Source organism: Clostridium neuense (assembly GCF_045310695.1).
GTDB classification, from domain to species: domain Bacteria; phylum Bacillota; class Clostridia; order Clostridiales; family Clostridiaceae; genus Clostridium_S; species Clostridium_S neuense.
The window spans coordinates 35,968-61,627 of sequence record NZ_JBJIAA010000006.1 but is presented as its reverse complement, the minus strand read 5'-3'; the positions used below and the strand labels follow the sequence as shown (position 1 = coordinate 61,627).

The following is a 25,660-nucleotide window of genomic DNA, read 5'->3' as shown; positions in this document are numbered from 1 at the left end:
TTTTTAATATATTTTAATATAATTTATTCATAAAGACAATGAAAATTTATGGAGGAATGATTATGAAAAGAAAAATAGTGAATATAGATAAAGAAAAATGCAACGGATGTGGATTATGTGTAAATGCATGCCATGAAGGAGCAATAGAACTTATAGATGGAAAAGCTGAACTTATATCAGATGAATATTGTGATGGACTTGGAGATTGTTTGCCAGAATGTCCAACTGGAGCTATAACAATAATAGAAAGAGAAAGTAAAGCATATGATGATGAGTTAGTTAAGAAGAGAATGCAGGAAAAGAAATTAGCAGAAAATATAAGCAAAATGCCATGTGGATGCCCTGGAAGTGCTGCAAAGAAAATAGAAAGAAAGGTTGTTTCTAAGAAGGTACAAGAAGTTAAAAGCTACAATGATGGTGTTCAATCTGAATTATCTCAGTGGCCAGTTCAGTTAAAGCTTATTAACACAAAAGCTCCATATTTAAAGAATGCAAATTTACTTGTAGCAGCGGATTGTACAGCCTATGCTTATGCAGATTTTCATAAAGATTTTATAAAAGGAAAAATTACTCTCATTGGATGCCCTAAGCTTGATGATGTTGAGTATTATAAAGAAAAACTTGCAGAAATAATTAAGATAAATGATCTTAAGAGCATCACAGTTGTTAGAATGGAAGTACCTTGCTGTGGAGGAATTGTAGCAGCAGTAAAAGCAGCTATGCTTGATGCAGGTGTTATAGTTCAATATAATGAAGTTATTATAGGAACTGATGGAAGTATCTTATAGATATTAATAGAGCAATATATTTAAGGTGGAAGAATTTTATATTCTTCCACTTTTTGGTGTAAGCTTTACAATTGTTTTAAGATTTTATGGAAAATAAGTAAATTGGGTTGGTATATATTACGATAATAAATTAATGGGATTTCAATAATCGTTAGGGGGAGCATATTATGTATAAGGTACTTCATATTGAAAAAAGTGAGTTTTTTAGGAAAATGCTCAAAAATGTTTTAGATAAAAAGGGATATTTTTATGTAGCTACAGATAGTTTTAAAAAAGCAAAAGAAATTCTTCAAAAGGAATACATTAATTTAATTATAACGTCATTTATTGCAGATGACGGTACAGTAGAGAAATTTGTTTCTGAAGTAAACTCGAGTGAACACAGGGAAATTCCAATATTTTTAGTTACTAGCAATGAAATGGACAAAGATAAAAAAAGAATAATGAATCTTGGAATCACTGACTATATAACAAAAGATATGTTTTTAGAAGAAATATCAAAGCATATTGATGTTGTTTTTCAAGAAGATCAATATATGAACGATTTAAAGGAGGCTAGGATTGCAGTTTTAGATGACAGTAATTTTGAACTTAAACGTAATAAAGATATTTTAGATAAGTATAATATAAAAAATGTAGATTACTATAATTCAGGAAGTGAGCTTTTAAAAGCTAATAAAAACTATGATATTTATCTTATAGATATAGTGCTTAATCATGAATATGGTAAGAACATAATTATGACTATAAGAAGAAATAACATAAACGCTTCTATTATTGCTGTTACGGCTATTACTAATCCTAAAACAATATCAAGTGTTTTGAGTGTTGGTGCTGATGATTTTATTACAAAACCATTAGAAGAAAATTTGTTTATAGCAAAGCTAAAAGCAAATGTAAGATTATATTCTTTAAACAGACAAGTAAAAAAGCTTCTAAAAGAAATAACAACAGCTCACTAATAAAATTATAGATTTGTTATAAAATAAGAAAAAGATATCGTTTAAATAAATTATATTATTAAAACAGGTCTTAATTGTTGACATAGATATTAAGTGTGTTATAATTACCTCAAAGTAGTTTTTATAAATATTAATTGGAGTGATTACCTATGAAAAACTTTAGAAAGGCAAATACAACTAAAAATTTTTATTACTTTAGCTTGGGCTATTATTACTTTAGTGGCGCTGGCGTTTTATCATACAAAAAAATAAGAGATTTCCTTTCTAATGGGTTTTACAAGTTAAATTATATATATTGATACTTTATGAATATTAAATATTCTTTTGTTAAAATATAGAGCTCATTATGAGCTCTATTTTTTTATAAAAATAATAGTAAGTGAAAGGGGCTAACTTTTATGGTAGTTATACTAAAGCACAATGTAGAAGAAAATGAAATAGCAAGAATGAAGGGGATTTTAGAAGGCTATGGATGTAAGGTAACTGTAATGAATGGCAAAGACTATGTGGTTTTAGGATTACTTGGTGATACAAGTGATGTTAATATAGAACAAATACAAGCGTATGAAAGTGTTGATAGAGTAATGAGAGTGCAGGAGCCTTACAAAAAGGCAAATAGAGCTTTTCATCCTGAAAACACAGTAGTAGATGTATGTGGAATAAAAATAGGTGGAAATAAAGTTCCAGTTATAGCAGGACCATGTTCAGTTGAAAGTGAAGAGCAGATAGTTGAAATAGCTAAAAATGTAAAGGCAAGCGGAGCTTCATTTTTAAGAGGTGGTGCATTTAAGCCAAGAACTTCACCATACAGCTTTCAAGGATTAAGAGAAGAAGGACTTGATTTATTAAAGCTTGCAAGAAAAGAAACAGGTCTTCCTATAGTAACGGAAATAATGTCAGCAGATATGATAGACAGATTTGTTTCCGATGTTGATATTATTCAAGTTGGAGCTAGAAATATGCAAAACTTCGAACTTTTAAAGCAACTTGGAAAAACAAGAAAACCAATACTTTTAAAAAGAGGGTTAAGTGCTACAGTAGAGGAATTTTTAATGTCAGCAGAGTATATAATGGCTGGTGGAAATGAAAATGTAATTTTGTGTGAAAGAGGTATAAGAACCTTTGAAACTTATACTAGAAATACACTCGATTTAAGTATAATACCAGCTATAAAAAAATTAAGTCATTTGCCAATAATAATTGATCCAAGTCACGCAGCTGGATTGTGGTGGATGGTTGAGCCAATGTCAAAGGCAGCAATAGCAGCAGGAGCTGATGGACTTATAATAGAAGTGCACAATGATCCAGAACATGCTTTATGCGATGGACAACAATCAATAAAGCCTAAGAAGTTTGATGCACTTATGACAAAACTTAAAGCTATTGCTGCGGTTGAAGATAGAGAAATTTAATAATATGGGGTTGAAGGTGAATTAAATGCAGAAAATTCTTGATATTGATATAACCATTATTGGTTTGGGACTTATAGGCGGATCTTACGCTATGGCATTTAAAGAAATTAATAGTGGACACATATGGGGCGTGGACACAAATGAAAACACCTTAAAAAAAGCTGCTAATATGAAAATAATAGATGAGGGATATGGTGATTTTTCAGCACATATCCCCATTAAAAAATCGGATCTTGTTATTATTGCAGTGTATCCACAAGCTGCGGTGAAGATAATAAAAAACAATGTGAAAAATTTTAAAAAAGGGGCTATAATTACAGATGTTCTTGGAATAAAAGGGAACAATATAGATGTTATTCAAGAAATTTTAGGTGAGCACAATGCAGAATTTATAGGAGGACATCCAATGGCAGGTAAGGAGTCCAGTGGATTAGAATATGCTTCTAAAGATATATTTAATGGAGCGAACTATGTTTTAACACCAACTAAAAAAAATAAAAAACATACAGTAGATTATATGGAGGATTTGATAAGAAAAATTGGCTTTAAAAATATTTCTATTGTAACACCGGAAAAACACGATGAATTAATTGCTGTGACAAGCCAGCTCCCTCATGCAATAGCTTTATCACTTATGAATTCAAAAGGAGTAGATAAAAGTATAAAAAATTTCATCGGAGGAAGTTTTAAAGATGAATCAAGAGTTGCTAAAATAAATCCAGAGCTTTGGTGCGAGCTTTTTATGAGCAACAAAAAATTTTTGTTAAAGGCTATTTGTGATTTTCAGGAAAGTATTGCTGATATAAAAGCTGCAGTTGAAAGTGAAGACTGTGAAAGACTTAAAACTATTATGAAAAATGCATCGTTAAAAAAGGGGGAATTGAATTGAAAACTTTAAATATTAATTTAACGGATGCGAATTATAATATTTACATAAGAAATGGAATTATAGATAATTTAGAAGAAGAAATATCAAAAGTTTATTCAGGACATAAGATTGTAGTCATAACTGATGAGAACGTAGAAAAGTTATATTATGAAAGACTATGTTCAAGTTTAAAAAAATATGATTTGTACAAAATAGTTATTAAACCAGGGGAAAAAAGCAAAAGCATAGAGACTCTTACAGAAGTATACTCTAAACTTGCAGGCTTTAAGATTTCAAGAAGTGATTTAATAATTGCTTTTGGTGGAGGCGTAGTTGGTGATTTAGGAGGCTTTGCAGCGGCTACATTTTTAAGAGGCATTTCTTATATTCAAATCCCAACGTCTCTTTTAGCTCAAATAGACAGCAGTATAGGAGGAAAGGTGGCAGTTGACCTTAAAGAAGGCAAAAATTTAGTTGGAAGCTTTTATCATCCTAAAGCTGTATTCATTGATCCAACACTTTTAAAAACCTTAAGTACAAGATTCCTTCATGATGGTATGGGCGAGGTTATAAAATATGGAGCAATAAGAAATAGAGAATTATTTTATAAGGTTATGAATTTTAAAGATGACAATGAACTTTTAGAAAATATAGAAGATGTAATATACAGCTGCTGCAGCATTAAGAAAGCTGTAGTTGAAAATGATGAAAAAGATAACGGAGAAAGAATGATACTTAATTTTGGTCATACCATAGGGCATGCTGTTGAGGAATTTTTTAATTATGAAAAATACACTCATGGGGAAGGCGTTGCTTATGGTATGTATGCAATAACTAAGAATAGTGAAGAACTAGGGCTTACGGAAAAAGGCACTGTTTTAGATATAAAGAAAGTTTTGGAAAAATACAATTTAAGTTATAATATAGAAGGACTTAATAATGATAAAATAATTGAAACAGCGGCTTTAGATAAGAAGACAAGAGGAGAATTTATAAATATAATTTTAATTAAAAATATAGGAGAATGCTTTATAAAAAAGATAAAAAAATCTGAAATGAATAAGTACTTAAAGGTTTAAAGGGGGTATAAGCTTGAGATGTGTTAAGATAAATCCTTCAAAATTAGAAGGAAGCATAAAAGTTCCAGCTTCCAAAAGTTTATGTCACAGAGCTATAATTTGTGCATCTCTTTCAAAGGAAGAAAGTACCATAGAAAATTTAATTTATTCAAAAGATATAGATGCTTCTTTAAGTTGCATGAAAGAACTAGGAACTAATATTTCGTACCTAGATAATAAAGAAAAAGTAGTTATAAAAGGCGATGTAGTAAAGGAAAATAAAGAAAAGCACCTTGACTGCTGTGAATCTGGTTCTACCTTAAGATTTTTAATTCCCGTATCACTTTTATATGCTGGAGAGTCTGTTTTTTATGGAAAGGGAAAGCTTCCTAAAAGACCTTTAGAAACTTATTTTAATATATTTAATGAGCAGGGTATAGAATATTCACATCCTGAAAATGAATTTCTTCCTCTTCATATAAATGGAGACTTAAAGCCAGGTGCCTTTAAACTTGCGGGCAACATAAGTTCTCAATTTATAAGTGGTCTCATGTTTATACTTCCACTTCTTCATGGCGATTCAAAAATAGAAATAACAACTCCGCTTGAATCTATAGGATATGTTGATATGACTATAGATATGCTTAAAAAATTTGGTGTAGATATTCAAAATGACAATTATAAGTGTTTTTACATAAAAGGCAATCAGAGTTATAAGGGTAAAAATTATAGAGTTGAAGGAGATTTCTCACAGGCTGCCTTTTGGCTTGTGGCTGGCATACTAAATGGAGATATAGTATGTGAGGATTTAAATCCTGATTCACTTCAAGGTGATAAGGCTATAATAGATATTATAAGAAGCATGGGTGGAAACATAGATACAAATAACTTTTGTACGAAAACTTCAGAGACTAAAGGGGTTATAATTGATGCCTCTCAATGTCCAGATTTAGTTCCAATTTTAGCAGTTTTGGCGGCCTTAAGCAGTGGAACTACCGAAATAATAAATGCCGAGAGGCTTAGAATAAAAGAATCAGATAGACTCAAAGCTATGAGTACAGAGCTTAATAAAATAGGAGCAGAAGTAATTGAAAAGAAAGATGGACTTATAATACATGGAAAGAAATCTTTAAAAGGCGGAAAAGTTCAAAGCTGGAATGATCACAGAATAGCTATGGCTATGGCAATTGCATCACTAAAATGTGAGGAGCCACTTATAATAGAAGGAAGCGAATGCGTAGAAAAATCATATCCACAGTTCTTTTCTGATTTTAAAAAACTTGGAGGCGATGTAGATGAGTGGTGTGTGGGGGAATAAAGTACAGGTATCCATATTTGGAGAATCACATGGAAAAGCTATAGGTATTGTAATTGATGGGCTTGAGCCTGGAGTAGAAATTGATATGGAAGCTGTAAACAAGGAAATGGCTAGAAGAGCACCTGGAAAAAATAAGCTTTCTACTCAAAGAAAAGAAGGTGACGAAGTTCAAATTGTAAGTGGATTTTTTAATGGAAAAACTACGGGAACACCACTTACAGGACTTATATGGAACAGTGATCAACATTCAAGTGATTACAGCAATATAAAAGATAATCCAAGACCTGGCCATGCGGACTATACAGGTTTTGTAAAGTACAATGGCTTTAACGATTACAGAGGTGGAGGGCATTTCTCAGGAAGAATTACTGCACCACTTGTTTTTGCAGGAGCTGTGGCAAAGCAAATTTTAATGAAAAAAAATATAGTCATAGGAAGTCACATTTTAAGTATTCACAATGTTAAGGAAGATTATTTTGATAAGGTAAATATAAATGAAGAAACCCTTAAAGCACTTACAAGCAAGGAGTTCCCAGTTTTAGATGATGCAAAGGGGATTGAAATGAAAGAGGCAATACTTAGTGCAAAAAATGACCTTAATTCTGTTGGAGGAGTTATTGAGTGCTGTGCTTTAAATTTACCAGTAGGTTTAGGAGATCCTTTCTTTGATTCTGTTGAAAGTACTCTGAGCCATTTGCTATTTTCTGTTCCAGCAGTCAAGGGAGTAGAATTTGGGTTAGGCTTTGATATAACTAAGCTTAAGGGATCAGAGGCAAATGATGAATATTATTATGACGAAGCTGCAAATGTAAAAACTTATACTAATAATAATGGTGGAATACTTGGAGGAATAACAAATGGAATGCCTCTAATATTTAGAGCAGCTATTAAGCCTACAGCATCAATATATAAGCAGCAAAAAACTGTTAATTTAAAGACAAAGGAAAATGATGATATAGCTGTTGTAGGAAGACATGATCCATGTATTACGCTTAGGGCAGTTCCAGTTATAGAAGCAGTATGTGCAATTGGCATTCTTGACATAATATCGAGGTGATAATAATGAGTGAACTTGACAATATAAGAGATGAAATTGACGAAGTGGATAAAGAGTTAACAGAGCTTTTTGAAAAGAGAATGGGACTTGTAAAAAAAGTTGCAGATTATAAAAAGAAAAATAATTTGCCAGTGCTTAATTCTAAAAGGGAAAAGGAAGTTATAGCTAAAAATATTTCATACTTAGAGGATAAAAAGCTTTCGGCTTCTCTAGAATGTTTTTTTACAAATCTTATGAACGTGAGTAAAAAGCTAGAAGAAGATAAAATTGGACAAAAGAAAGAAAAAAACTTTGAAATTTATGGACTTTTAGGAGAAAAGCTTGGACATAGTTTTTCTCCGGATATTCATAAGGTTGTATTTGAGAAGTTTGGTAAGAAGGCTATATACAATTTGTTTGAAATGCCTAATGATAAGATAAAAGAAGCATTAGAAGGTTTTAGGCTTATAAATTGTAGGGGAATAAATGTTACAATACCATATAAGACAGAGGTTATTAAGTTTTTGGATTATATATCTAAGGAAGCTGAAAGTATAGGGGCAGTTAATACTCTAAAGTTTTCAGGAAATAAGTTGGGTGGATATAATACAGATTATCTAGGCTTTGGTAAAATGCTTAAAAAGTTTGATATAAGTGTTCAGGGGTCAACTTGTGTAGTGCTTGGAAGTGGTGGAGCGGCAAAAGCTGTGGTTCAGTATATTTCTGATAACCAATGTGAAAAGTTATATATTGTAAGTAGAAATAAAGAAAGGGCTTCAAAGGATTTTAGCAAATTTCAAGTTATAGATTATAAAGAACTTGAAAATATTAAAAATGGGGATATTATAATTAATTGTACGCCAGTGGGCATGTTTCCTAAGGTTGGAGTCTCACCAGTTAACAAGGAAATTATAGCTAGGTTTAAAGCAGCAGTTGATATTATATGCAATCCTATTGAAACAGAGTTCTTAAAATATGCACGTGAAAGTAAAATTAAAGCTGTAAATGGTATTTATATGCTTGTTAGTCAGGCCATTGCTTCAGAAGAAATCTGGAATGATATTTCAATTGATGAAGAGATTGTAGATGAAATATATGAAAAGTTGCTTGAAGAGGTAAGTGGACATGGCGAAAAATAATGTGATTTTGATAGGTATGCCGGGATGTGGCAAGACAACTATAGGCAAAATTTTATCTAAAAAAATAAAAATTAGCTTTATAGATATGGATGAATATATAGAAAAAACTGAGAAAAAGAGTATTACTGATATTTTTGAAGCTGGAGAAGAAGCATTTAGAGATATTGAAAGTAAAGTAGCAGAAGAATTAGCCCATATGGATAATGTGGTTATATCTACTGGAGGAGGAGTTATAAAGAGAAAAGAAAATATTACGGCTCTAAGAGAAAAAGGATTTATTGTATTTATAAACAGACCGCTTAACAAAATAATGGAAGATGTAGACACAGAGACAAGGCCACTTCTTAAAGAAGGAAAAGAAAAATTAAAAAAACTTTATGAAGAAAGATTTGATTATTATAGATGTTACTGCGATTTTGAGATAGTAAATGATGAAAGTCTTGAAAAGGCAGCAGAAAGCATAAATATGGAGTTAAAGAAGAGGGGGATAATATGAAGATATTAGTTGTGAATGGACCCAATATTAATTTTTTAGGAATAAGAGAGAAAAATATATATGGAAAAAATACTTATGAAGATTTATGCAAGTATATAGAGGATGAAGGTAAAAAACTTGGTGTAGAAACAGAGGTAGTTCAAAGCAATTCAGAGGGGCAAATTATAGACTTTCTTCAAGCTGCATACAATAAAAAAGTAGATGGGATAGTTATAAATCCAGGAGCATATACACATTACAGCATAGCAATATATGATGCTATAAAGGGCGTAAATATTCCTACTGTAGAAGTGCACATAAGCAATGTACATACAAGAGAAGAATTTAGAAGAAAATCCGTTACTGCTCCTGCTTGTATTGGACAAATATGCGGCTTTGGTTTTTACGGATATATTATGGGGATAATGGCACTTAAAAATAATTTAAACTAGTTTGGAAAAACAATTCTTGCATATCATAACTTTACCGCCGTTTGCAGATATACAGTTTGATTTGGAAATGGCTTTTCCACATACTTGACATACTACAGAATTGTCATCCTTAGCCTCAGCTTTATGCTTTAAAAGAGATGAAACTGAAGCTTTTTTTCTATTTGGTGGAGGACCGTATAATATTGGTTCTTCTTCTTCTTTTCTTTCAAGTACAGAATAACTGATTTTAAACTTGCTTTCTGCAAAAAGTTCAAGTTCAAATCTTGGATTCTTATTATCGTAAAATTCCTCTATTATAATCCGCCTTATTTGAGCGTCATTTATTATTATGCCGCTTTTCTCAACTCCATCAAATATGCTTTTAGTTATGTTGTTTGTATCCGGATGTCTTTTTTTACTTTTATAAAAAACCTTAAGTATTGCTATGACAGCCTCATCAATTACTGTACTTGGATTTTGACTGCGAGCTGCATAAGCTATTTTTTCTTCATATATAGCATATCTATCATGATATTGTCCAGAGTTATATGGCAAAATAGCTCTTCCATTTACATTGAATAATTTAAAATTCGATTTTGAAATTGGTGAACCATCAACTATTATTTTTGCATATTTATTCTTCATGTGATACTCCCATTTATATTTATTATTTTAAGCTTTTAGATAATAATGCATACAAGTATTATAACACAAACATATGTTCAGTTTAAATATACCTATGTAAAATTCTTATTGTAATATCATTAAAACTATTGCAATGGAAACGGTTAACATGTATCATAATACATATTAGAAAATATTTATTTAGATTAGGAGGAAGTATTATGCAGCATTTAATTAACGGTTTTCCAGAAGGATTTTTATGGGGAGGAGCAACAGCAGCTAATCAATTTGAAGGTGGATATGATGAGGGAGGTAAAGGACTTAGCGGTGCTGATGTTTTAACTGGGGGAACTCATACAACTTCCAGAAGAATTACTCCTGTTTTAGATCAGAATGAATATTATCCAAATCATGAGGGCATTGATTTTTATCATAGATATAAAGAAGACATAAAGTTGTTTGCTGAAATGGGTTTTAAAGTATTTAGACTATCGATAGCTTGGGCTAGAATATTTCCAAATGGAGATGACAAGGAACCAAATGAAGAAGGTCTTAAGTTCTATGATGACGTGTTTAAGGAACTTAAGAAGTACGATATTGAACCCTTAGTTACTATATCTCATTATGAGGCTCCATTTAGTTTAACTAAAAATTATAATGGTTGGGCAGATAGAAGGCTAGTTGATTTTTTTTATAGATACTGTGAAGTTATTTTTAATAGATATAAAGATGTAGTAAAGTACTGGCTTACCTTTAATGAAATTAATTGTTTAACAACACCTTTTGGAACGTTTATGGGTGGAGCAATTATGCCAAAGGGAAATGGAGAACTTAACAATATACAATTTGACGATGAACAGCTTAGATTTCAAGCACTGCATCATCAATTTATAGCAAGTGCAAAAGCAGTAAAGCTAGGACATGAGATAAATAAGGATTTTAAGATAGGCTGCATGGTAGCTTACATGTGCACATATCCGCTCACTTGCAATCCAGATGACTTGCTTTTGGCTCAGGAGAAGGATAATATGAATAACTTCTTATGTTCTGATGTACAGGTAAGAGGAGAATATCCAGGCTTTGCAAAAAGATATTTTAGAGAACACAATATAAATATAATAATGGAAGAAAATGATGATAAAATTTTAAAGGAAGGCTGTGTTGACTTTTATACTTTTAGTTACTATAGTTCAAACTGTGTAAGTGCTGAAGGAAATAAGGACAAATCAAAAGGAAATGTTTCAACTGGACTAAAAAATCCATATTTAAAAGCAAGTGCATGGGATTGGCAGATTGATCCAAAGGGCTTAAGGTGGTCTTTAAATAATATTTATAACAGATATAGGATACCACTAATGGTTGTTGAAAATGGTCTGGGTGCAGTTGATACTATTGAAGAGGATGGATCTATCAATGATGATTATAGAATTGAATATTTAAGAGAACATATAAAGCAAATGAAAGAGGCTATAATAGATGGAGTAGACTTGATTGCATATACAACTTGGGGCTGCATAGATTTAGTCAGTGCGGGAACTGGTGAAATGAAGAAGCGTTATGGCTTTATATATGTAGATAAAGATAATGAAGGAAAAGGAACTTTAAATAGATTAAAAAAGAAGAGCTTTTATTGGTATAAAAAAGTTATAGCTACAAATGGCGAAGAGCTAGATTAAACTAGTTGTTTTATAATTTTAGGTTTATAACATTTTTCCATTGTGATAAAATATATAAAGTAAAATCACTGTGTGTGTAGTAGACTATTTATGTTTTGAAGAAGCATAGTGCATGTATAGTTTTCTTTATATGATTGATTTTACTTACAAAGTATTTTGGAGGAAATTTTAATGGAAAAAGATATAGTAGTAGTACTTGGAATAGAAAGCAGCTGTGACGAAACTGCTGCATCAGTTGTTATAAATGGAAGAAAGGTTTTGTCAAATGTAATATCATCTCAAATAGATGTTCATACAAAGTTTGGTGGAGTAGTGCCAGAGGTGGCATCAAGAAAACATATTGAAAATATTTCACTTGTGGTTGAGAAAGCACTTAGTGATGCGAATATGACAATAGAGGATATAGATGTTGTTGGAGTTACATATGGGCCAGGACTTGTTGGAGCACTTTTAGTTGGACTCCAGTATGCAAAAGGTCTTGCTTATTCGGCACACAAAACCTTTATAGGTGTAAATCATATAGAAGGGCATATAAGTGCTAACTTTATAGAATACCCTGAACTTGAGCCGCCATTTATGTGCCTTGTTGTGTCAGGGGGACATACCTTTATAGTGTATATGAAGGATTATGGTGAATTTGAAGTAATAGGTCAGACAAGAGATGACGCAGCAGGAGAGGCATTTGATAAAATTGCAAGAGCAATTGGTCTTGGATACCCAGGAGGACCTAAAGTGGAAAAGGTTTCTAAGGAAGGCAATCCTGATGCTATTAAGTTTCCAAGAGCTAATTTTCATGATAATTCTCTTGATTTTTCTTTTAGTGGACTTAAATCAGCGGTACTTGGATACTTAAATACAAAAAAGATGAAAAATGAGAATATAAATGAAAAGGATGTGGCTGCTTCTTTTCAAAAAGCTGTAGTTGATTTTCTTGTAGATAATACTATGAAAGCTTGTAAAATTAAAAATGTTGATAGAATAGCTGTAGCAGGAGGCGTGGCATCAAATTCATTTTTAAGGGAAAAAATGATGCAAGAAGGAAAAAAACTTGGAATAAAAGTAATGGTTCCAAGACCGATTTTGTGTACAGATAATGGAGCAATGATAGCTAGTGCTGCTTATTTCGAGTATAAAAAGGGAAGAACAACTTCTTTTGACATAAATGCAATCCCAAATTTAAAATTGGGTGAAAGATAAAATATATATTGTAAAAAAACGGAAATTATACTATAATATGTATATATCACTATAGATATACCAGTATAAAGTATTTAAGAGGTGATGAATACATATGGTAGCTGAGTTGAATGTAGGAAAACGTAGTGAAAAGAGAAATTCTAGAAAGCAAAAGAATTATAGAGTTTACAGGTTTTTGGAGAAAAACATATTTATAGTAGTATGGATAATGATTTTGATTGTGCTTTTGGTTGGAAGTATTTTCCCTTATATATATTATAAAAATTTAAGTAAAACATATATAGAAATAAAGTCAATCTTTTACTGTACTATTATAGGTATGTTAATAGGATGCTTCTTAACTGTTTGGGCTAAAATATGGTACGATAAAAAGTTATGTGATATAAAATCTAGAGAAAGCATAAGAAATTATTCTAGACTTATTAAAGCTGATATGGAGAGGACAAGCAGACTTTTTAAAAATAAGAGGTTCACACTTGTAAAGATAAGCAGTATAACAGTTATGAAGAATTGGATTGAAGCTTTTGCTAAAATTTCATCGCAGCTTACAAAAGGAGAAATGCAGCAGCTTTTTAATTATTATTCTCAAATAGATAAGCTGTCGCAGTATGAAGACAGAATAAACAAGCATCTTGAGATTATGCAGTGTGGTACACTTAAGGACTACCCCTATATGAAAGAATATAAGGAGCTTATAAAGTGCTTTACAATTGAGATAGGAATTCTTTTTAAAGTTAATGCAGATTTAATAAAAGAGAAACTTGTAAAGCTTTGTGAAGGAGATTTTTAATAGAGGTAGCTTATAAAAACAATATAATTTAACAAAAATAATAGGGGGTATAAAGCACCCTATTATTTTTTATTCAAAATCAATTTTTCCATCTTTCATAGATATTTTTATATGTCTTACATCCTTAAACTCACCTTTTAAATAAAGTTCAGCAAGTTCATCTTCTATATATTTTTGTATAGTTCTTCTGAGTGGGCGTGCGCCATATTTTTTGTCATAACCTTTTTCTAATATAAAGTCTTTTACGTCGTCAGAGACTTCTATATCAATATTCTTTTCTTTTCCTTCTCTTAGAACTTCTTTGAGCATTAAATCTATAATCTGTTTTAACTCTGTTTTATTTAATTCTGTAAAAATTATAGTTTCATCTATTCTATTTAAAAATTCTGGTCTGAAGGTTTCCTTTAAAACATCATCAACCCTATTTGCAAGGGAAACATAATTATCTCTTGAAAAGCCTATGCCATTTGATTTTAAACTTGTTCCGGCATTTGAAGTCATTATTATAACTGTATTTTCAAAATGTACTGTACGTCCCTGACTATCAGTAAGTCTACCATCTTCAAGGATTTGAAGAAGTATGTTAAATACATCTGGATGAGCCTTTTCAATTTCATCTAGAAGTATTACAGAATAAGGATTACGTCTAACCTTTTCAGTAAGCTGCCCACCGTTATCATATCCAACATATCCTGGGGGCGCTCCTATAAGCTTTGATACGGTATGTTTCTCCATGTATTCCGACATATCTATTCTTATTAGTGAATTTTTATTTTCAAATAATTCTTCCGCTAGGGTCTTAACAAGTTCTGTTTTACCAACACCAGTAGGACCAACGAAAATGAAAGAAGCAGGTTTTTTTTGCTTTTTAAATCCAGAACGATTTCGTCTTATAGTTTTTGCTACACTTGATACGGCTTCATTTTGACCTATTATTCTTTTATGAAGTCTTTCTTCTAAATTTAAAAGCTTTTCTGCCTCTATTTCAGTTATCTTTTTAACTGGAATTTTAGTCCAGGATTCTACTACAGAAGCAACATCGTCTAGGGTAAGAGTAATATTTTTATATTGGGCCTTAAAGTCGTTTATTTTATCTTGTATTCTACACTGTTCAACTTTAAATTCTGCTGCTTTTTCAAAGTCATTGTTTTGAGAAGCAGTTTCTATTTGAAGTTCTATATTCTTTAATTCTTCTTTTAACGCTTCAAGTTCAACAAGACCTTTATTTTTTAGATTAGCTCTTGAGCCGGCTTCGTCTATTACGTCAATTGCTTTGTCTGGTAAGAATCTGTCTGAAATATATCTATCAGATAATTTTACGGCGGCTTCAATTATGTCATCTGGTATTGTTACTTTATGGTAGTCCTCGTAATAAGTTTTAATTCCTTTTAGTATTTCTATAGTTTCTTCAGGAGAAGGTTCATCTACAAATACAGGTTGAAATCTTCTTTCAAGTGCAGAATCCTTTTCTATATATTTTCTATATTCTTCAATTGTTGTAGCACCAATTACCTGAAGCTCACCTTTAGCAAGAGATGGTTTTAAAATATTTGCAGCATTTAATGAACCACTTTCTGCATTTCCTGCACCTATAAGGTTGTGAATTTCATCTATTATAAGTATTATATTTCCGTATTGCTTTACTTCATCTATAATACCTTTCATCCTAGCTTCAAATTGTCCTCTAAATTGTGTTCCAGCAACTACTGAGTTTAATTCTAAAAGATAAACTTCAGTATCATAAAATCTTACGGGAACCTTTTTTTCAGATATTCTAACTGCTAAACCTTCAGCTATGGCAGTTTTTCCAACACCAGCTTCTCCTATTAGTATAGGATTATTTTTGGTTCTTCTATTTAAAATTTGAATGACTCTATCAATTTCTCGCTGGCGACCAATTACTCTGTCAATTTTATTGTTTTTGGCTTTATCTGTAAGATTAGTGCCATAAGCATCAAGATATTTTTTCTTTTTTGCTTTTTTTGGCTTAGAGTCTTTTTTATTTGAAGTGGTTTGTGAAAAGTTTTCTTCTTCTGGAATACCTTCTTGAACTTCGCCTGATACAGCATTGTTAAAAAGATTCATTATAGAATTTCCTGATTCATCTGAGATAATTTTATTTAAATCTATATTTCCAAGCATTTCATTCATTTGCTCGTTTAAGTTTTCAAAATCTTCTTCCTTCATATCTTTTGTATCAACCATTTGGGTTAGAGGCGAAATACCCATTTTTTTAGCACATGGAAGACATAAGCCAACTAAATCTTGTTTTCCATTTACAACTTTATTTGTAAAAATAACAGCTACATTTTTTTTGCATACTGAACATTTAATCATAAGTATCATCTCCAATATTCACGTTTACAACTATAAATTGCTTATATACATTATACCAGAAAAAAGCAATAAGTATATTAATAATCTTAAACTATATTATTAACATATAGAGAAAAGTAATTTTATTATTGAAAAAATTATAGGGTTACGCTAGAATTGTTTTGTATGGAGGGGTGTTAATGGCTATATATGATTTGATTGTTATAGGTGGAGGAGCAGCTGGACTTACATCAGCAATTTCGGCTAGAGAAGCTGGGATAGAGAATATACTTGTAATTGAAAGGGAAGATAATCTTGGTGGAGTTTTAAATCAATGTATACATAATGGATTTGGGGATGAAAATACTACAGGACCTGAGTATGCAGATAAATTAAAAAATAAAGCTATGAATATGAAAATAAGTTATAAAGTTAATACTACAGTAATTGATGTAGATAATAAAATGAACGTGACAGCTGTAAATGAAAGTGATGGAATACTGGAAGTTAGCGCAAAAGCTATAATATTTGCCGTTGGGTGTAGAGAAAAAACAAACAGTGGAATATATTTTCATAAATCACATTGTTGCGGGATATTTTCAGCTTTAACAGCACAAAAATTTATTAATATAGAAGGCTATATGCCTGGAAATAATGTTGTAATATTAGGTTCCGAGGATATTGCACTTATACTTGCAAGAAGAATGACTATAGAAGGAGCTAAGGTTAAGGCTGTAATTGAAAAGGGAACTAAGTGCATTGGGAGTAAAAAGAATGAGACAGAATGTTTAGCTGATTTTAATATTCCTTTTTTTACAAAACACGTAATAACAAAAATAAAGAGCAATGGAAGAATTGAAGGTGTTTATGTAGCAAGCTTAAATGGAGATAATAAAATAATTAAAGAGACTGAAAAACTTATTGAGTGTGATACTCTCATTTTGGCTTTGGGATTTGTGCCTGAAAATGAACTCATGATAAAGGCTAATGTTTCTGTTTCGAGGGTTTCTGGTTCACCATATGTGGATGAAAACTTAAAAACAAATGTAGATGGAATTTTTGCTTGTGGCAATGTTATTCATCAGCATGATTATGTAAAGAGTGTTTATGATGAAGCTTATAAAGCTGGTAAGAATGCAGCTCGTTTTATTTTGCAAGCATGAGTCAATAATAATTTACTGCAAGCGATTGCATGAATTAATATAGTATTTTATGGACAAAATTTAATGGAAAAGCTGCACAGATGATTACATTAAATTCTGTGCAGCTTATTTTAGGTGAATTTATTATCAAGCATACTTTTATTTTTGATACATTTTAGAGTAGTATTCTTCAAGCATTCTCTTAACAGAAAAATAATCTTTAGTAGATAAAATGCTATTTTTCATCATTTCAATCCACTTATTTCTGTCTGAATAAAAAGTAGGGATTACTTTATTAATTAGTACATCATATAATGCTTTTGAATCATGTTCATCTATGAATTTTATGTCCTCAGATTCAACACCATCTCCAAATTGCCAACCGTTGATACCATCTTTGCAAGCTTCAGGCCACCATCCATCAAGAATACTTACATTAAGTACGCCGTTCATGGCTGCTTTCATTCCAGAGGTACCGCTGGCCTCTAGAGGTCTTCTTGGGTTGTTAAGCCATATATCAGAACCATGAGTAAGCATTCTTCCAATTGTCATATCATAATTTTGTAAAAATACAACCGAATTTGGATATTTCCTTGAGAATTTAACCAAGTTTTCAACTATACCCTTACCTATATCATCAAGTGGATGTGCTTTACCTGAAAATACTATTTGAATTTTTCCTTCTCTAAGTAATGGATCAATTATATCCTTATTTGTAAATAATAAATCGCTTCTCTTATAGGGTGCAGCACGTCTTGAGAAACCTATTAAAAGTGCATCCTTATCCAGTTTTACTCCGTTTCTTTCATAAACAAAATCTATCAAAGCTTCTTTATTTTTCATATGTTCGTTCCATAAAGCGTCTTTATCATCATTTTTAGCAGCAGAAATCATATTTTCATCTACCCAAGTTGGAAGATGAATAGCATTTGTAATTCCTATTATTTCAGATCTTCTAGAAACATCTTTCCACATTTTGTTTGCAGTCTCTTTATGAAGCTGAGCTACTGCATTTGAAATTCTTGAAAGTCTAAGAGCTCCTACAGTCATGTTAAAAGGGGAACCTCCAAGAGATACTAATTGTTCAATGGTTAAACCATTATTTGCACCCATATACATTAATCTATCAATAGTATGTGATTCATTTCCCTGGACTATAGGAGTATGAGTAGTAAATACGATTTCATCTTTTGATTTTTCTACAGCCTCATCAAAGGATAAACCTGAATCCATCTTTTCTTTAATTAACTCAAATCCAGCAAAAAGTGCATGACCTTCATTAAAATGATATACATCAACATCAATTCCTAGAGCTCTTAAAGCCCTTATACCACCTATGCCAAGAACTATTTCTTGAGCTATTCTTTCTTCTCCAAACCAACCATAAAGTTGTCCTGTTATCCAAGTATCTTCATTTTCAGGAAGGTCAGTATCCAGTAGATAAAGAGGGGCTGTACCAAATTTATCAAGAAGCCATACTTTGCATATTACATTTCTTTGTCGAATTTTAACATTGATTTTTACTCCAGTATCCTTTAAAAAATCATATTTGTAATTTTTATAAGAATCATAAGCTTTATCATTTTCATCTATATATTGATCGCTATATCCTTGTTTCCATTTCAAGCCTATACCTACCATAGGATATTCATAATCTTTTGCACCTTTCATGTAATCTCCGGCCAATATTCCAAGTCCACCTGCGTAAGTTCTCATGGAAGCATCAACTGCATATTCCATACAAAAATAAGCTACTTTCGGTAAAGTTTTATTCATAATAAGTTACACACCTTTCTTAAATATTATAAATTAATAGTTAGAATTAACTTTTGGTTTAATACAATATTTTATAGGTTATAAGTTTATTTCTTCTACATTTAAAATAATGTTCCTCTTTAAAATTGTCATATTTATTAAAAAATTGTTATGATGATCTATGTAATTATATATTTGCCCATGTTATTATGTTTAAAGTTCATAAATAAAGTATAGATTGTGCAATCGATTGCATTTATACTATAACATTATTTTATTATGACTTCAAGAGAAATATTATCAAAATTTTTTAAAATATATTGGGAAGCTCTGTTTTAAAAATAAACTATTAAAAACTTAAAGTTTAAGAGTAAAATCTTTATAAAAATAAAATTCCAGAGGAAGCTAAATCCTCTGGAATTTTATTCTGTACTTTAAGCACTTCTATAGATTTAATTGTAGAATTTATAAATACAGTTTAAACTCTAAAAGCAATACTTAAAAAGCAAATATTAATTTACCTGAAATTAAAGATACAGGTTTTGCCCTAAGCCAACTATTTGTTGCAGTATTATCATAGAAGTATAGTGCTCCATTTGTTGGGTCAGCACCTCTAAGAGCTTCCTTTGCTGCACTTAGTGAACTTGCGGTTGCAGCATTATTTATCATGCCATTTTCAACTGGAGTGAATTGGTAGTATCCAGAATCAGTGTCATAGATAACCTTTGTAATAGTATTTGGGAATGTACCGCTTTTGACTCTATTAACTATTACTGCTCCTACTGATTTCATTGCAGTATAGCTCTCACCGCCAGCTTCTGCATTTATAAGTCTTGCAAGTAAATCAACTTCGGCATTAGTACATGAAATTACATAAGGTGATGCTATAACCTGCGACTGTGAACTACTGTTTTTAGCAGGAATAGCTAAAGTTTGTCCAGGATAAATGTAATCTGACCATATGTTATTTGCCCATCTAAGATTACCTAAAGTTACACCAAATTTTTGAGATATAAGATAAAGTGAGTCACCACTTTTAACCGTGTAAACGGTATCTGGAACCTTTATAGTTTGTCCAGGATATATGGTGCTTCCAGCTAAATTATTATATTCCATTAGGTAATTTGTATTTGTACTATAGCTTCTACTTATAGTGTAAAGTGAGTCACCACTTTTAACGCTGTAGGTTGCAGCATGTACATTGTTTGAATTTGCTCCAGCTATGGCTATAAAAGCACCAATAGCTAAAAATTTTAATTTATTCATAAGTATCCTCCTTCTATTTTGCCTCCGAGGTTAGCTTGCGGGTTCGGGTTGAAGGCACCCTATCTTTAGGAACATATGTTTAAACTATATAAAAGCTTTAAAAGTTTTTTTGTCAATTATTTAGCTTGTTATATGTTGTTCTAAAGAATTCACCCAAATGTGATCCCCCGTACTTCATTTAGAAGATTCGGCAAGTATAGTTGACATTCTAACATATACTTTAGAGCAAAACTATGTAGTATTTATGGTAATTAAGTAAATACAATTTTAAAGTCACAAAAATATAACTTAATTGTATTCACATATAAAGCCTTACATGGATAAATTTTGAAGGAATATTTTCTTTTTCTTGCACAGTAGAAATAAATAATCTAAAATGGTATTAATAAAGAAAAAGTTTTGGAGATGATTTTATGACTGAAAAAATGTTTTATGATGACCCATATATATGCCAGGGAGAAGCAAAAATAGTAGATGTAGTGGAGAAAAATAATAAATATGAAGTTATTTTAGATAAAACCCCATTTTATCCAGAAGGTGGAGGTCAGCCTTGTGATTTAGGGACTATAAATGGAATACCAGTTGAGTTTGTTCATGAGAAGGATGATGTGATTTATCATGTTATGAGTAAAAAACCTGATGGAGAAATAGCAGAATGTAAAGTGGATTTCCAAAGAAGGAGAGATAACATTCAACAGCATACAGGAGAACATCTTTTATCAGCAGCATTTTTTAAATTATATAAGGGTGTTAATTGCGGCTTTCATATGGGAGAAGATTACATAACGATTGATATTGATATGGAAGAAGTAACTGAGGCTATGGTTCAAAAGGTTGAAGAAGAAGTAAATAATTATATTTATATGAATGTGCCTACAAAAACTTATTTTATGAGTAAAGCTGAAGCACAAAAGCTTCCTCTTAGAAAGGCTATAAAGGCAGAGGGAAGGATAAGGATAGTTCAGCTTGGCGATGTTGATTATAGTGCATGTTGTGGGACTCATGTTGTTAGAACAGGTGAAGTAGGTATTGTAAAGATATTAAAAACTGAAAAATATAAGGGAATGACAAGAGTTTATTTTAAGTGCGGAGAAAGAGCACTTAAGCATATTATGAAAGAACATGATATAATAGGTAAGCTTCAAAAATCTTTTTCTACAGAGGAAGATAAATTAGTTGATAGAGTAAATTCTCAAAACGAAGAAATTGCAAATCTTAGAAAAGAGATTGCCGAATATAAGAAAAACGAAGCAAAAATACAGGCAGAAAAACTTTTAAAGTCTTTGCATTCTAAATTTATATCAGCGGATTATGAAGATAAGGATTTTGATTTTATAGAAGGGGTATATGATTGCTTAAAAGATGAAGAAGCAGTTATTATATTGACGTCAGGTAAAGATAACAGAATTATTTTTGCACAAAATTCTATAGATAATGTACAGTGTGGGAAGATATTCAAGGAAAACATAAAGGAATTCAATGGTAGAGGTGGTGGAAGTCCTAAGAGAGCACAAGCAGCTTTTTCAAATAAAGAAGATTTAGATAGGTTTGTGGAATTCTTAAAAAGAAAGGTATGAGTATATGAATAATTTATTTGAGTATTCATTAAAAACTTATAAAAATGAAGAGTTTTTAGACATAACTGACTTGGTTAGGAAATCATTAAAGGAAAGTAAGGTACAAAGCGGTACCCTAACTGTATTCTGTCCACATACTACAGCAGGAATCACTATAAATGAAAATGCAGATCCAGATGTTGTTAGTGATATAATACAAACTTTAGATAAAGTTTTTCCTATAAGCTGGAATTATAAGCATGCAGAGGGAAATTCTCATGCACATATAAAAGCTTCACTTATGGGATCAAGTTGCACAGTTATTATTGAGAATGGAAAGCTTAAACTTGGAACCTGGCAGGGAATATATTTTACAGAATTTGATGGACCTAGAAACAGAAAGGTTTATGTAAAATTAACGAGCGATAATATTAAATAAAATTAATAGAGCTAAAAATTTAAAATGAGTGGCAAGTTATGCTTAACCTTTATTCATAACTTGTCACTCATTGTTGATTTTAAAATTTAATAAATTAGCTGAGTTTATAGGGTTACTATACAAAGCACATGCTCTTATTCTGCTGCTTGCAAACCATCATGTAGGATGATTACTTATCATTGTATTCTATTATGTCTTTTATGACCTCTCCTCCGATTATCATTCCTGCTACAGGAGGCACAAAGGATATACTTGCTGGAATCTGACGTTTTGCAGTACACTTTCTTGAACCATTTGTGCATACACAGCCTTCTTTACAGGTTATTACTTCACCTATCTTAGGCTTTTTAGGCATTTCCTCAGAATAAAGTACTTTAAGGGATTTCACACCTCTCTTCTTTAGTTCATGACGCATTACCTTGGCAAGTGGACAAATTTTAGTTTTATATATATCTGAAATTCTAAATTGAGTAGGATCTAATTTATTTCCTGTACCCATACAGCTTATTATATTTATGTTATGCTCCTTGCACCATAATATAACCGAAATTTTTGATGAAACAGTATCTATAGCATCTATTACATAATCAGTATCTTCTGGTATTATATCATTTATATTTTCTTCAGTTATAAATGTCTGATATGTATTTACTATGCAGTGAGGATTTATACTCAAAATTCTTTCCTTCATTACTTCAACTTTAGGTTTAGCTATAGTTTTAAAAGTGGCATGAATTTGTCTATTAAGATTAGTTAAGCAAACAGTATCATCATCTACAAGCGTTAAAGTTCCAATTCCTGATCTTGTAAGCGCTTCAACCGTATAACTTCCAACTCCACCTATACCTAAAACGACAACCTTGCTGTTGTATAGTTTTTCTAAGTTATCTTTTCCAATTAATAATTCTGTTCTTGATAATGAATGTTGACGCATTTATTTATAGCTCCTTACATTAAAAATTATAGATATAGAATATCACTAAAAATAAGTAACTTCAACAAAAAGTATATTTATATATTTTTTTATTAATCAATCTTTACAAATTACTAATAATACATTAAAATAATCTTAACGTTAAATTTTTTTTAACGTTAAGATTATTTTAATGAGGTGGGCTATTTGAATAACAGTATATTAAAAAACAAAAATTTTTTATGTTTGATTTCTGGAAAGTTAATATCTCTTATGGGGACGCAAATTCAAGATTTTGCTATGTCACTTTATGTTCTTAAGATAACAGGTTCAGCAGCTAAGTTTGCATCAGTTCTTGCAATTACAGTTATTCCACAGATAATATTGGGGCCAATTTGTGGAGTTTTTGCAGATTGGTTTGATAGAAAAAAAATGATGGTTTTATTAGATATTTTAAATGGACTTATAGTTTTATCCATGGGAATTGTTTATAAAGTAAATGGTATACTTCCAATGTCTTATATTTATTTTTCAGCTGTAGCATTAACAGTAGTTTCTTTGCTATATAGTTTTACTGGTTCTGCAGTGCTTCCAGGGATTATAGAAAAAGATAAGCTTTTAAAAGCAAATTCAATTAATTCAACGATCACTTCAATTCCACAAATTGCAGGGCCGCTTTTTTCTGGAATTATATTTGGATTCTTTGGGCTTTTTTATGTTATAGTTATAAATTCAATTAGTTTTTTTATTTCAGCATTATTTAATATAGTCATTGATATACCTAAGAATACGCGAAAAAATTTGAAATTTGATTTTAAGCAATTTAAGGTTGATTTTAAAGAAGGTTTAGTCTTTATAAAAAGCAAAAAAATAGTTTTTAAAATTGTCGTTTGCGGTTTTTTTATAAATTTTGCTCTTGATCCACTTTCTTCTACAGGGCTTACGTATATTGGTAAAAAGGTTTTATTATTATCTGATGCAAAAGTTGGTACAATGCAGTCTATGATAGCTATGGGGATTTTAGCTGGCTCTATATTATCAGGAATTATACAAAATAAATTACCTGAAACTAAAATTTTTGGGATTGTAGTTACCATAAGCGGAACTATAGTTTTAAGTGTTTGCCTGGTACTTGTTTTGTTCTATAATAAAATGATTTTGAATGTTACAGTGATAAGTGCATGTATTATAACATTATTATTTGTCATGGTTGCATTTATAATTGTGTGTAATATAGTATTATCGACTATATTTCAAAGGGAAGTACCAATGGATTTTATGGGGAGAGCGTCTTCAGTTTTAAATACTTTATGTACAGCTGCAATGCCAGCTGGACAAATGATTATAGGTGGTATGTTTGATTATACTAAAGCTTATGTTCCTGTTTTTGTAGCTGGAATGATTATTCTACTTTCTGGATTAGTTTATATTGTTACGCAGAAAAGCAGTAATATAGTAGAGGAAAAAGAATGTAAGAATGCATGACTTTTTTTATTATATAAAGTATGATAAAGTAATTGTAGAAATATCACATTACTTTTAGGAAGTGAAAAGTATGGAAAAAGAAAAAGTGCTTACAACATTAGATCAAATAAGAGTTTATAGTGATCCATACAGAATTGAAATATTGTTTGCCTTTCAAAGATTTGATAGGCCAGCAACCTGTAAGGAGATTGCAGATAGTATGAATGAGGTTCCGGCAAAGGTTTATTACCATATAAAGAAAATGGAGAAGGCAGATATATTAAAGTTAGTTTATACTAAGGACGTAAATGGTATTATAGCAAAGTACTATGAACCAACAGCAGAGGACTTTGAAATTAAACAAGACTTTAAGGGAAAAGATTCTATAAATACTATGCTCGGAGAGACTTATCTTAATACTTTAAATCAAATTTTTGATAAAGCGAAATCAGATTTTTTGAAAATTATTCAAAAGAGTGCGGAAAATCATCGTAAAGGTAAAGGTGTAGTACAATATTCGGAGGTACTTTTAACTGATGATGAGGCAGAAGAACTCCATGAGTATATTGATAAGATTATAAAAGAAAGAGAGAATGAAAAAAACAAAAATTATAGAGTGTTTTTTTCAATGATAAAAAGTAAGGAGTAATAATCTTTTAAAATATTAAAATAATTTGGAATAAATTAAAATAAGAAATATATGTAGTTGATTTATAGCAATATGTATATAATATGTACAAAACTACTAAAATTGAGGCTGTCGTACTAAGATGTTAAACCGTAATTTATAAAGAGTACCAATTAATCATAATTGTGGAGCGTTTTAACTTGCCTGGCTTGTTAAAATTCTTCACTTCTTAGATAATTAACGGTATTTATAAATTACTAGTGAATAACTTTTTTAGCGCGGCAGCTTCTTTTTTATAAAAATGTGTTAATATATATATGCTATTTTTTTACAGATAATTTGTAATACAGTTCAATTATTTACATATTAATACTTTTATGATAATATATATTACAAAGTAAAAAAAT

23 protein-coding genes and 1 riboswitch are annotated in these 25,660 nt (G+C 30.8%); of the genes, 18 read left to right on the top strand and 5 right to left on the bottom strand.

Annotation, left to right across the window (positions count from 1 at the left end; all coding sequences use genetic code 11):
- The first annotated feature begins 62 nt into the window (after positions 1-62).
- The 10 genes from ACJDT4_RS08190 (at position 63) to aroQ (ending at position 9,508) form a co-directional block, all read left to right on the top strand.
- Positions 63-788 carry an ATP-binding protein gene (locus tag ACJDT4_RS08190; RefSeq protein ID WP_406787073.1) on the top strand — a complete coding sequence of 242 codons (726 nt, stop codon included), beginning with the start codon at positions 63-65 and terminating at the stop codon, positions 786-788.
- A 167-nt stretch (positions 789-955) separates the two neighbouring features.
- Positions 956-1,750, top strand: a complete 795-nt coding sequence (locus ACJDT4_RS08185) for a response regulator (RefSeq protein ID WP_406787072.1) — start codon at positions 956-958, stop codon at positions 1,748-1,750.
- A 398-nt stretch (positions 1,751-2,148) separates the two neighbouring features.
- Complete coding sequence (gene aroF, locus ACJDT4_RS08180) at positions 2,149-3,162, top strand: 3-deoxy-7-phosphoheptulonate synthase (RefSeq protein WP_406787071.1); 1,014 nt, start codon at positions 2,149-2,151, stop codon at positions 3,160-3,162.
- Between the two features lie 25 nt (positions 3,163-3,187).
- Positions 3,188-4,051, top strand: a complete 864-nt coding sequence (locus ACJDT4_RS08175) for a prephenate dehydrogenase (protein ID WP_406787070.1) — start codon at positions 3,188-3,190, stop codon at positions 4,049-4,051.
- Positions 4,048-5,109, top strand: coding sequence for a 3-dehydroquinate synthase (gene aroB / locus ACJDT4_RS08170; RefSeq protein WP_406787069.1), 1,062 nt, complete (start codon positions 4,048-4,050; stop codon positions 5,107-5,109). Before ACJDT4_RS08175 ends, aroB begins: the two co-directional genes overlap by 4 nt.
- A gap of 13 nt (positions 5,110-5,122) precedes the next feature.
- On the top strand, positions 5,123-6,406 hold the full coding sequence (gene aroA, locus ACJDT4_RS08165; protein ID WP_406787068.1) for a 3-phosphoshikimate 1-carboxyvinyltransferase: 1,284 nt from the start codon (positions 5,123-5,125) through the stop codon (positions 6,404-6,406).
- Positions 6,384-7,463: a chorismate synthase gene (aroC, locus tag ACJDT4_RS08160; protein WP_406787067.1), complete on the top strand. Its 1,080-nt coding sequence runs from the start codon at positions 6,384-6,386 to the stop codon at positions 7,461-7,463. Before aroA ends, aroC begins: the two co-directional genes overlap by 23 nt.
- Before the next feature lie 5 nt (positions 7,464-7,468).
- The gene (gene aroE, locus ACJDT4_RS08155) at positions 7,469-8,581 is read left to right on the top strand and encodes a shikimate dehydrogenase (RefSeq protein ID WP_406787066.1); all 1,113 of its coding nucleotides are present in this window, start codon (positions 7,469-7,471) and stop codon (positions 8,579-8,581) included.
- Positions 8,568-9,077, top strand: coding sequence for a shikimate kinase (locus ACJDT4_RS08150; RefSeq protein ID WP_406787065.1), 510 nt, complete (start codon positions 8,568-8,570; stop codon positions 9,075-9,077). The genes aroE and ACJDT4_RS08150 overlap by 14 nt, the downstream gene beginning before the upstream one ends.
- A complete protein-coding gene (gene aroQ / locus ACJDT4_RS08145; protein ID WP_406787064.1) occupies positions 9,074-9,508 on the top strand; it encodes a type II 3-dehydroquinate dehydratase in 435 nt (144 codons plus the stop codon). The genes ACJDT4_RS08150 and aroQ overlap by 4 nt, the downstream gene beginning before the upstream one ends.
- Here the strand turns inward: aroQ and ACJDT4_RS08140 are convergent.
- Entirely contained in the window at positions 9,500-10,132 is a 633-nt protein-coding gene (locus tag ACJDT4_RS08140) for a RusA family crossover junction endodeoxyribonuclease (RefSeq protein WP_406787063.1), read from the bottom strand. The genes aroQ and ACJDT4_RS08140 overlap by 9 nt on opposite strands.
- Before the next feature lie 200 nt (positions 10,133-10,332).
- Here ACJDT4_RS08140 and ACJDT4_RS08135 point away from each other — a divergent pair, with 200 nt between their 5' ends.
- The 3 genes from ACJDT4_RS08135 to ACJDT4_RS08125 all read left to right on the top strand — a co-directional run bounded on the left by ACJDT4_RS08135 (position 10,333) and on the right by ACJDT4_RS08125 (position 13,774).
- Positions 10,333-11,787, top strand: a complete 1,455-nt coding sequence (locus tag ACJDT4_RS08135) for a glycoside hydrolase family 1 protein (protein WP_406787062.1) — start codon at positions 10,333-10,335, stop codon at positions 11,785-11,787.
- 171 nt (positions 11,788-11,958) lie between these two features.
- On the top strand, positions 11,959-12,984 hold the full coding sequence (gene tsaD / locus ACJDT4_RS08130; RefSeq protein WP_406787061.1) for a tRNA (adenosine(37)-N6)-threonylcarbamoyltransferase complex transferase subunit TsaD: 1,026 nt from the start codon (positions 11,959-11,961) through the stop codon (positions 12,982-12,984).
- 94 nt (positions 12,985-13,078) lie between these two features.
- Positions 13,079-13,774: a hypothetical protein gene (locus tag ACJDT4_RS08125; RefSeq protein ID WP_406787060.1), complete on the top strand. Its 696-nt coding sequence runs from the start codon at positions 13,079-13,081 to the stop codon at positions 13,772-13,774.
- Between the two features lie 69 nt (positions 13,775-13,843).
- Here the strand turns inward: ACJDT4_RS08125 and ACJDT4_RS08120 are convergent, their stop codons facing one another.
- A complete protein-coding gene (locus ACJDT4_RS08120) occupies positions 13,844-16,111 on the bottom strand; it encodes an AAA family ATPase (protein WP_406787059.1) in 2,268 nt (755 codons plus the stop codon).
- 179 nt (positions 16,112-16,290) lie between these two features.
- On the opposite strand from ACJDT4_RS08120, the gene ACJDT4_RS08115 reads away from it, so the two are divergent.
- Positions 16,291-17,253: an NAD(P)/FAD-dependent oxidoreductase gene (locus ACJDT4_RS08115; RefSeq protein ID WP_406787058.1), complete on the top strand. Its 963-nt coding sequence runs from the start codon at positions 16,291-16,293 to the stop codon at positions 17,251-17,253.
- Between the two features lie 138 nt (positions 17,254-17,391).
- Here the strand turns inward: ACJDT4_RS08115 and glgP are convergent, their stop codons facing one another.
- Together glgP and ACJDT4_RS08105 are read right to left on the bottom strand one after the other, a co-directional pair.
- Complete coding sequence (gene glgP, locus ACJDT4_RS08110) at positions 17,392-19,008, bottom strand: alpha-glucan family phosphorylase (protein WP_406787057.1); 1,617 nt, start codon at positions 19,006-19,008, stop codon at positions 17,392-17,394.
- A gap of 477 nt (positions 19,009-19,485) precedes the next feature.
- Complete coding sequence (locus tag ACJDT4_RS08105; protein WP_406787055.1) at positions 19,486-20,253, bottom strand: cell wall hydrolase; 768 nt, start codon at positions 20,251-20,253, stop codon at positions 19,486-19,488.
- 4 nt (positions 20,254-20,257) lie between these two features.
- Positions 20,258-20,456: riboswitch (cyclic di-AMP (ydaO/yuaA leader) on the bottom strand.
- A 210-nt stretch (positions 20,457-20,666) separates the two neighbouring features.
- Here ACJDT4_RS08105 and ACJDT4_RS08100 point away from each other — a divergent pair.
- The gene (locus ACJDT4_RS08100; protein ID WP_406787054.1) at positions 20,667-21,830 is read left to right on the top strand and encodes an alanyl-tRNA editing protein; all 1,164 of its coding nucleotides are present in this window, start codon (positions 20,667-20,669) and stop codon (positions 21,828-21,830) included.
- Positions 21,831-21,834: 4 nt separating this feature from the next.
- A complete protein-coding gene (locus ACJDT4_RS08095; RefSeq protein WP_406787053.1) occupies positions 21,835-22,248 on the top strand; it encodes a secondary thiamine-phosphate synthase enzyme YjbQ in 414 nt (137 codons plus the stop codon).
- 169 nt (positions 22,249-22,417) lie between these two features.
- Here ACJDT4_RS08095 and ACJDT4_RS08090 read toward each other — a convergent pair whose 3' ends face one another.
- Positions 22,418-23,182 carry a tRNA threonylcarbamoyladenosine dehydratase gene (locus ACJDT4_RS08090; RefSeq protein WP_406787052.1) on the bottom strand — a complete coding sequence of 255 codons (765 nt, stop codon included), beginning with the start codon at positions 23,180-23,182 and terminating at the stop codon, positions 22,418-22,420.
- Between the two features lie 186 nt (positions 23,183-23,368).
- Between ACJDT4_RS08090 and ACJDT4_RS08085 the strand changes: the two genes are divergently transcribed.
- Together ACJDT4_RS08085 and ACJDT4_RS08080 are read left to right on the top strand one after the other, a co-directional pair.
- Positions 23,369-24,646, top strand: coding sequence for an MFS transporter (locus ACJDT4_RS08085; protein ID WP_406787051.1), 1,278 nt, complete (start codon positions 23,369-23,371; stop codon positions 24,644-24,646).
- A 70-nt stretch (positions 24,647-24,716) separates the two neighbouring features.
- Positions 24,717-25,274: a helix-turn-helix domain-containing protein gene (locus tag ACJDT4_RS08080; RefSeq protein ID WP_406787050.1), complete on the top strand. Its 558-nt coding sequence runs from the start codon at positions 24,717-24,719 to the stop codon at positions 25,272-25,274.
- The last annotated feature ends 386 nt before the right edge of the window (positions 25,275-25,660 follow it).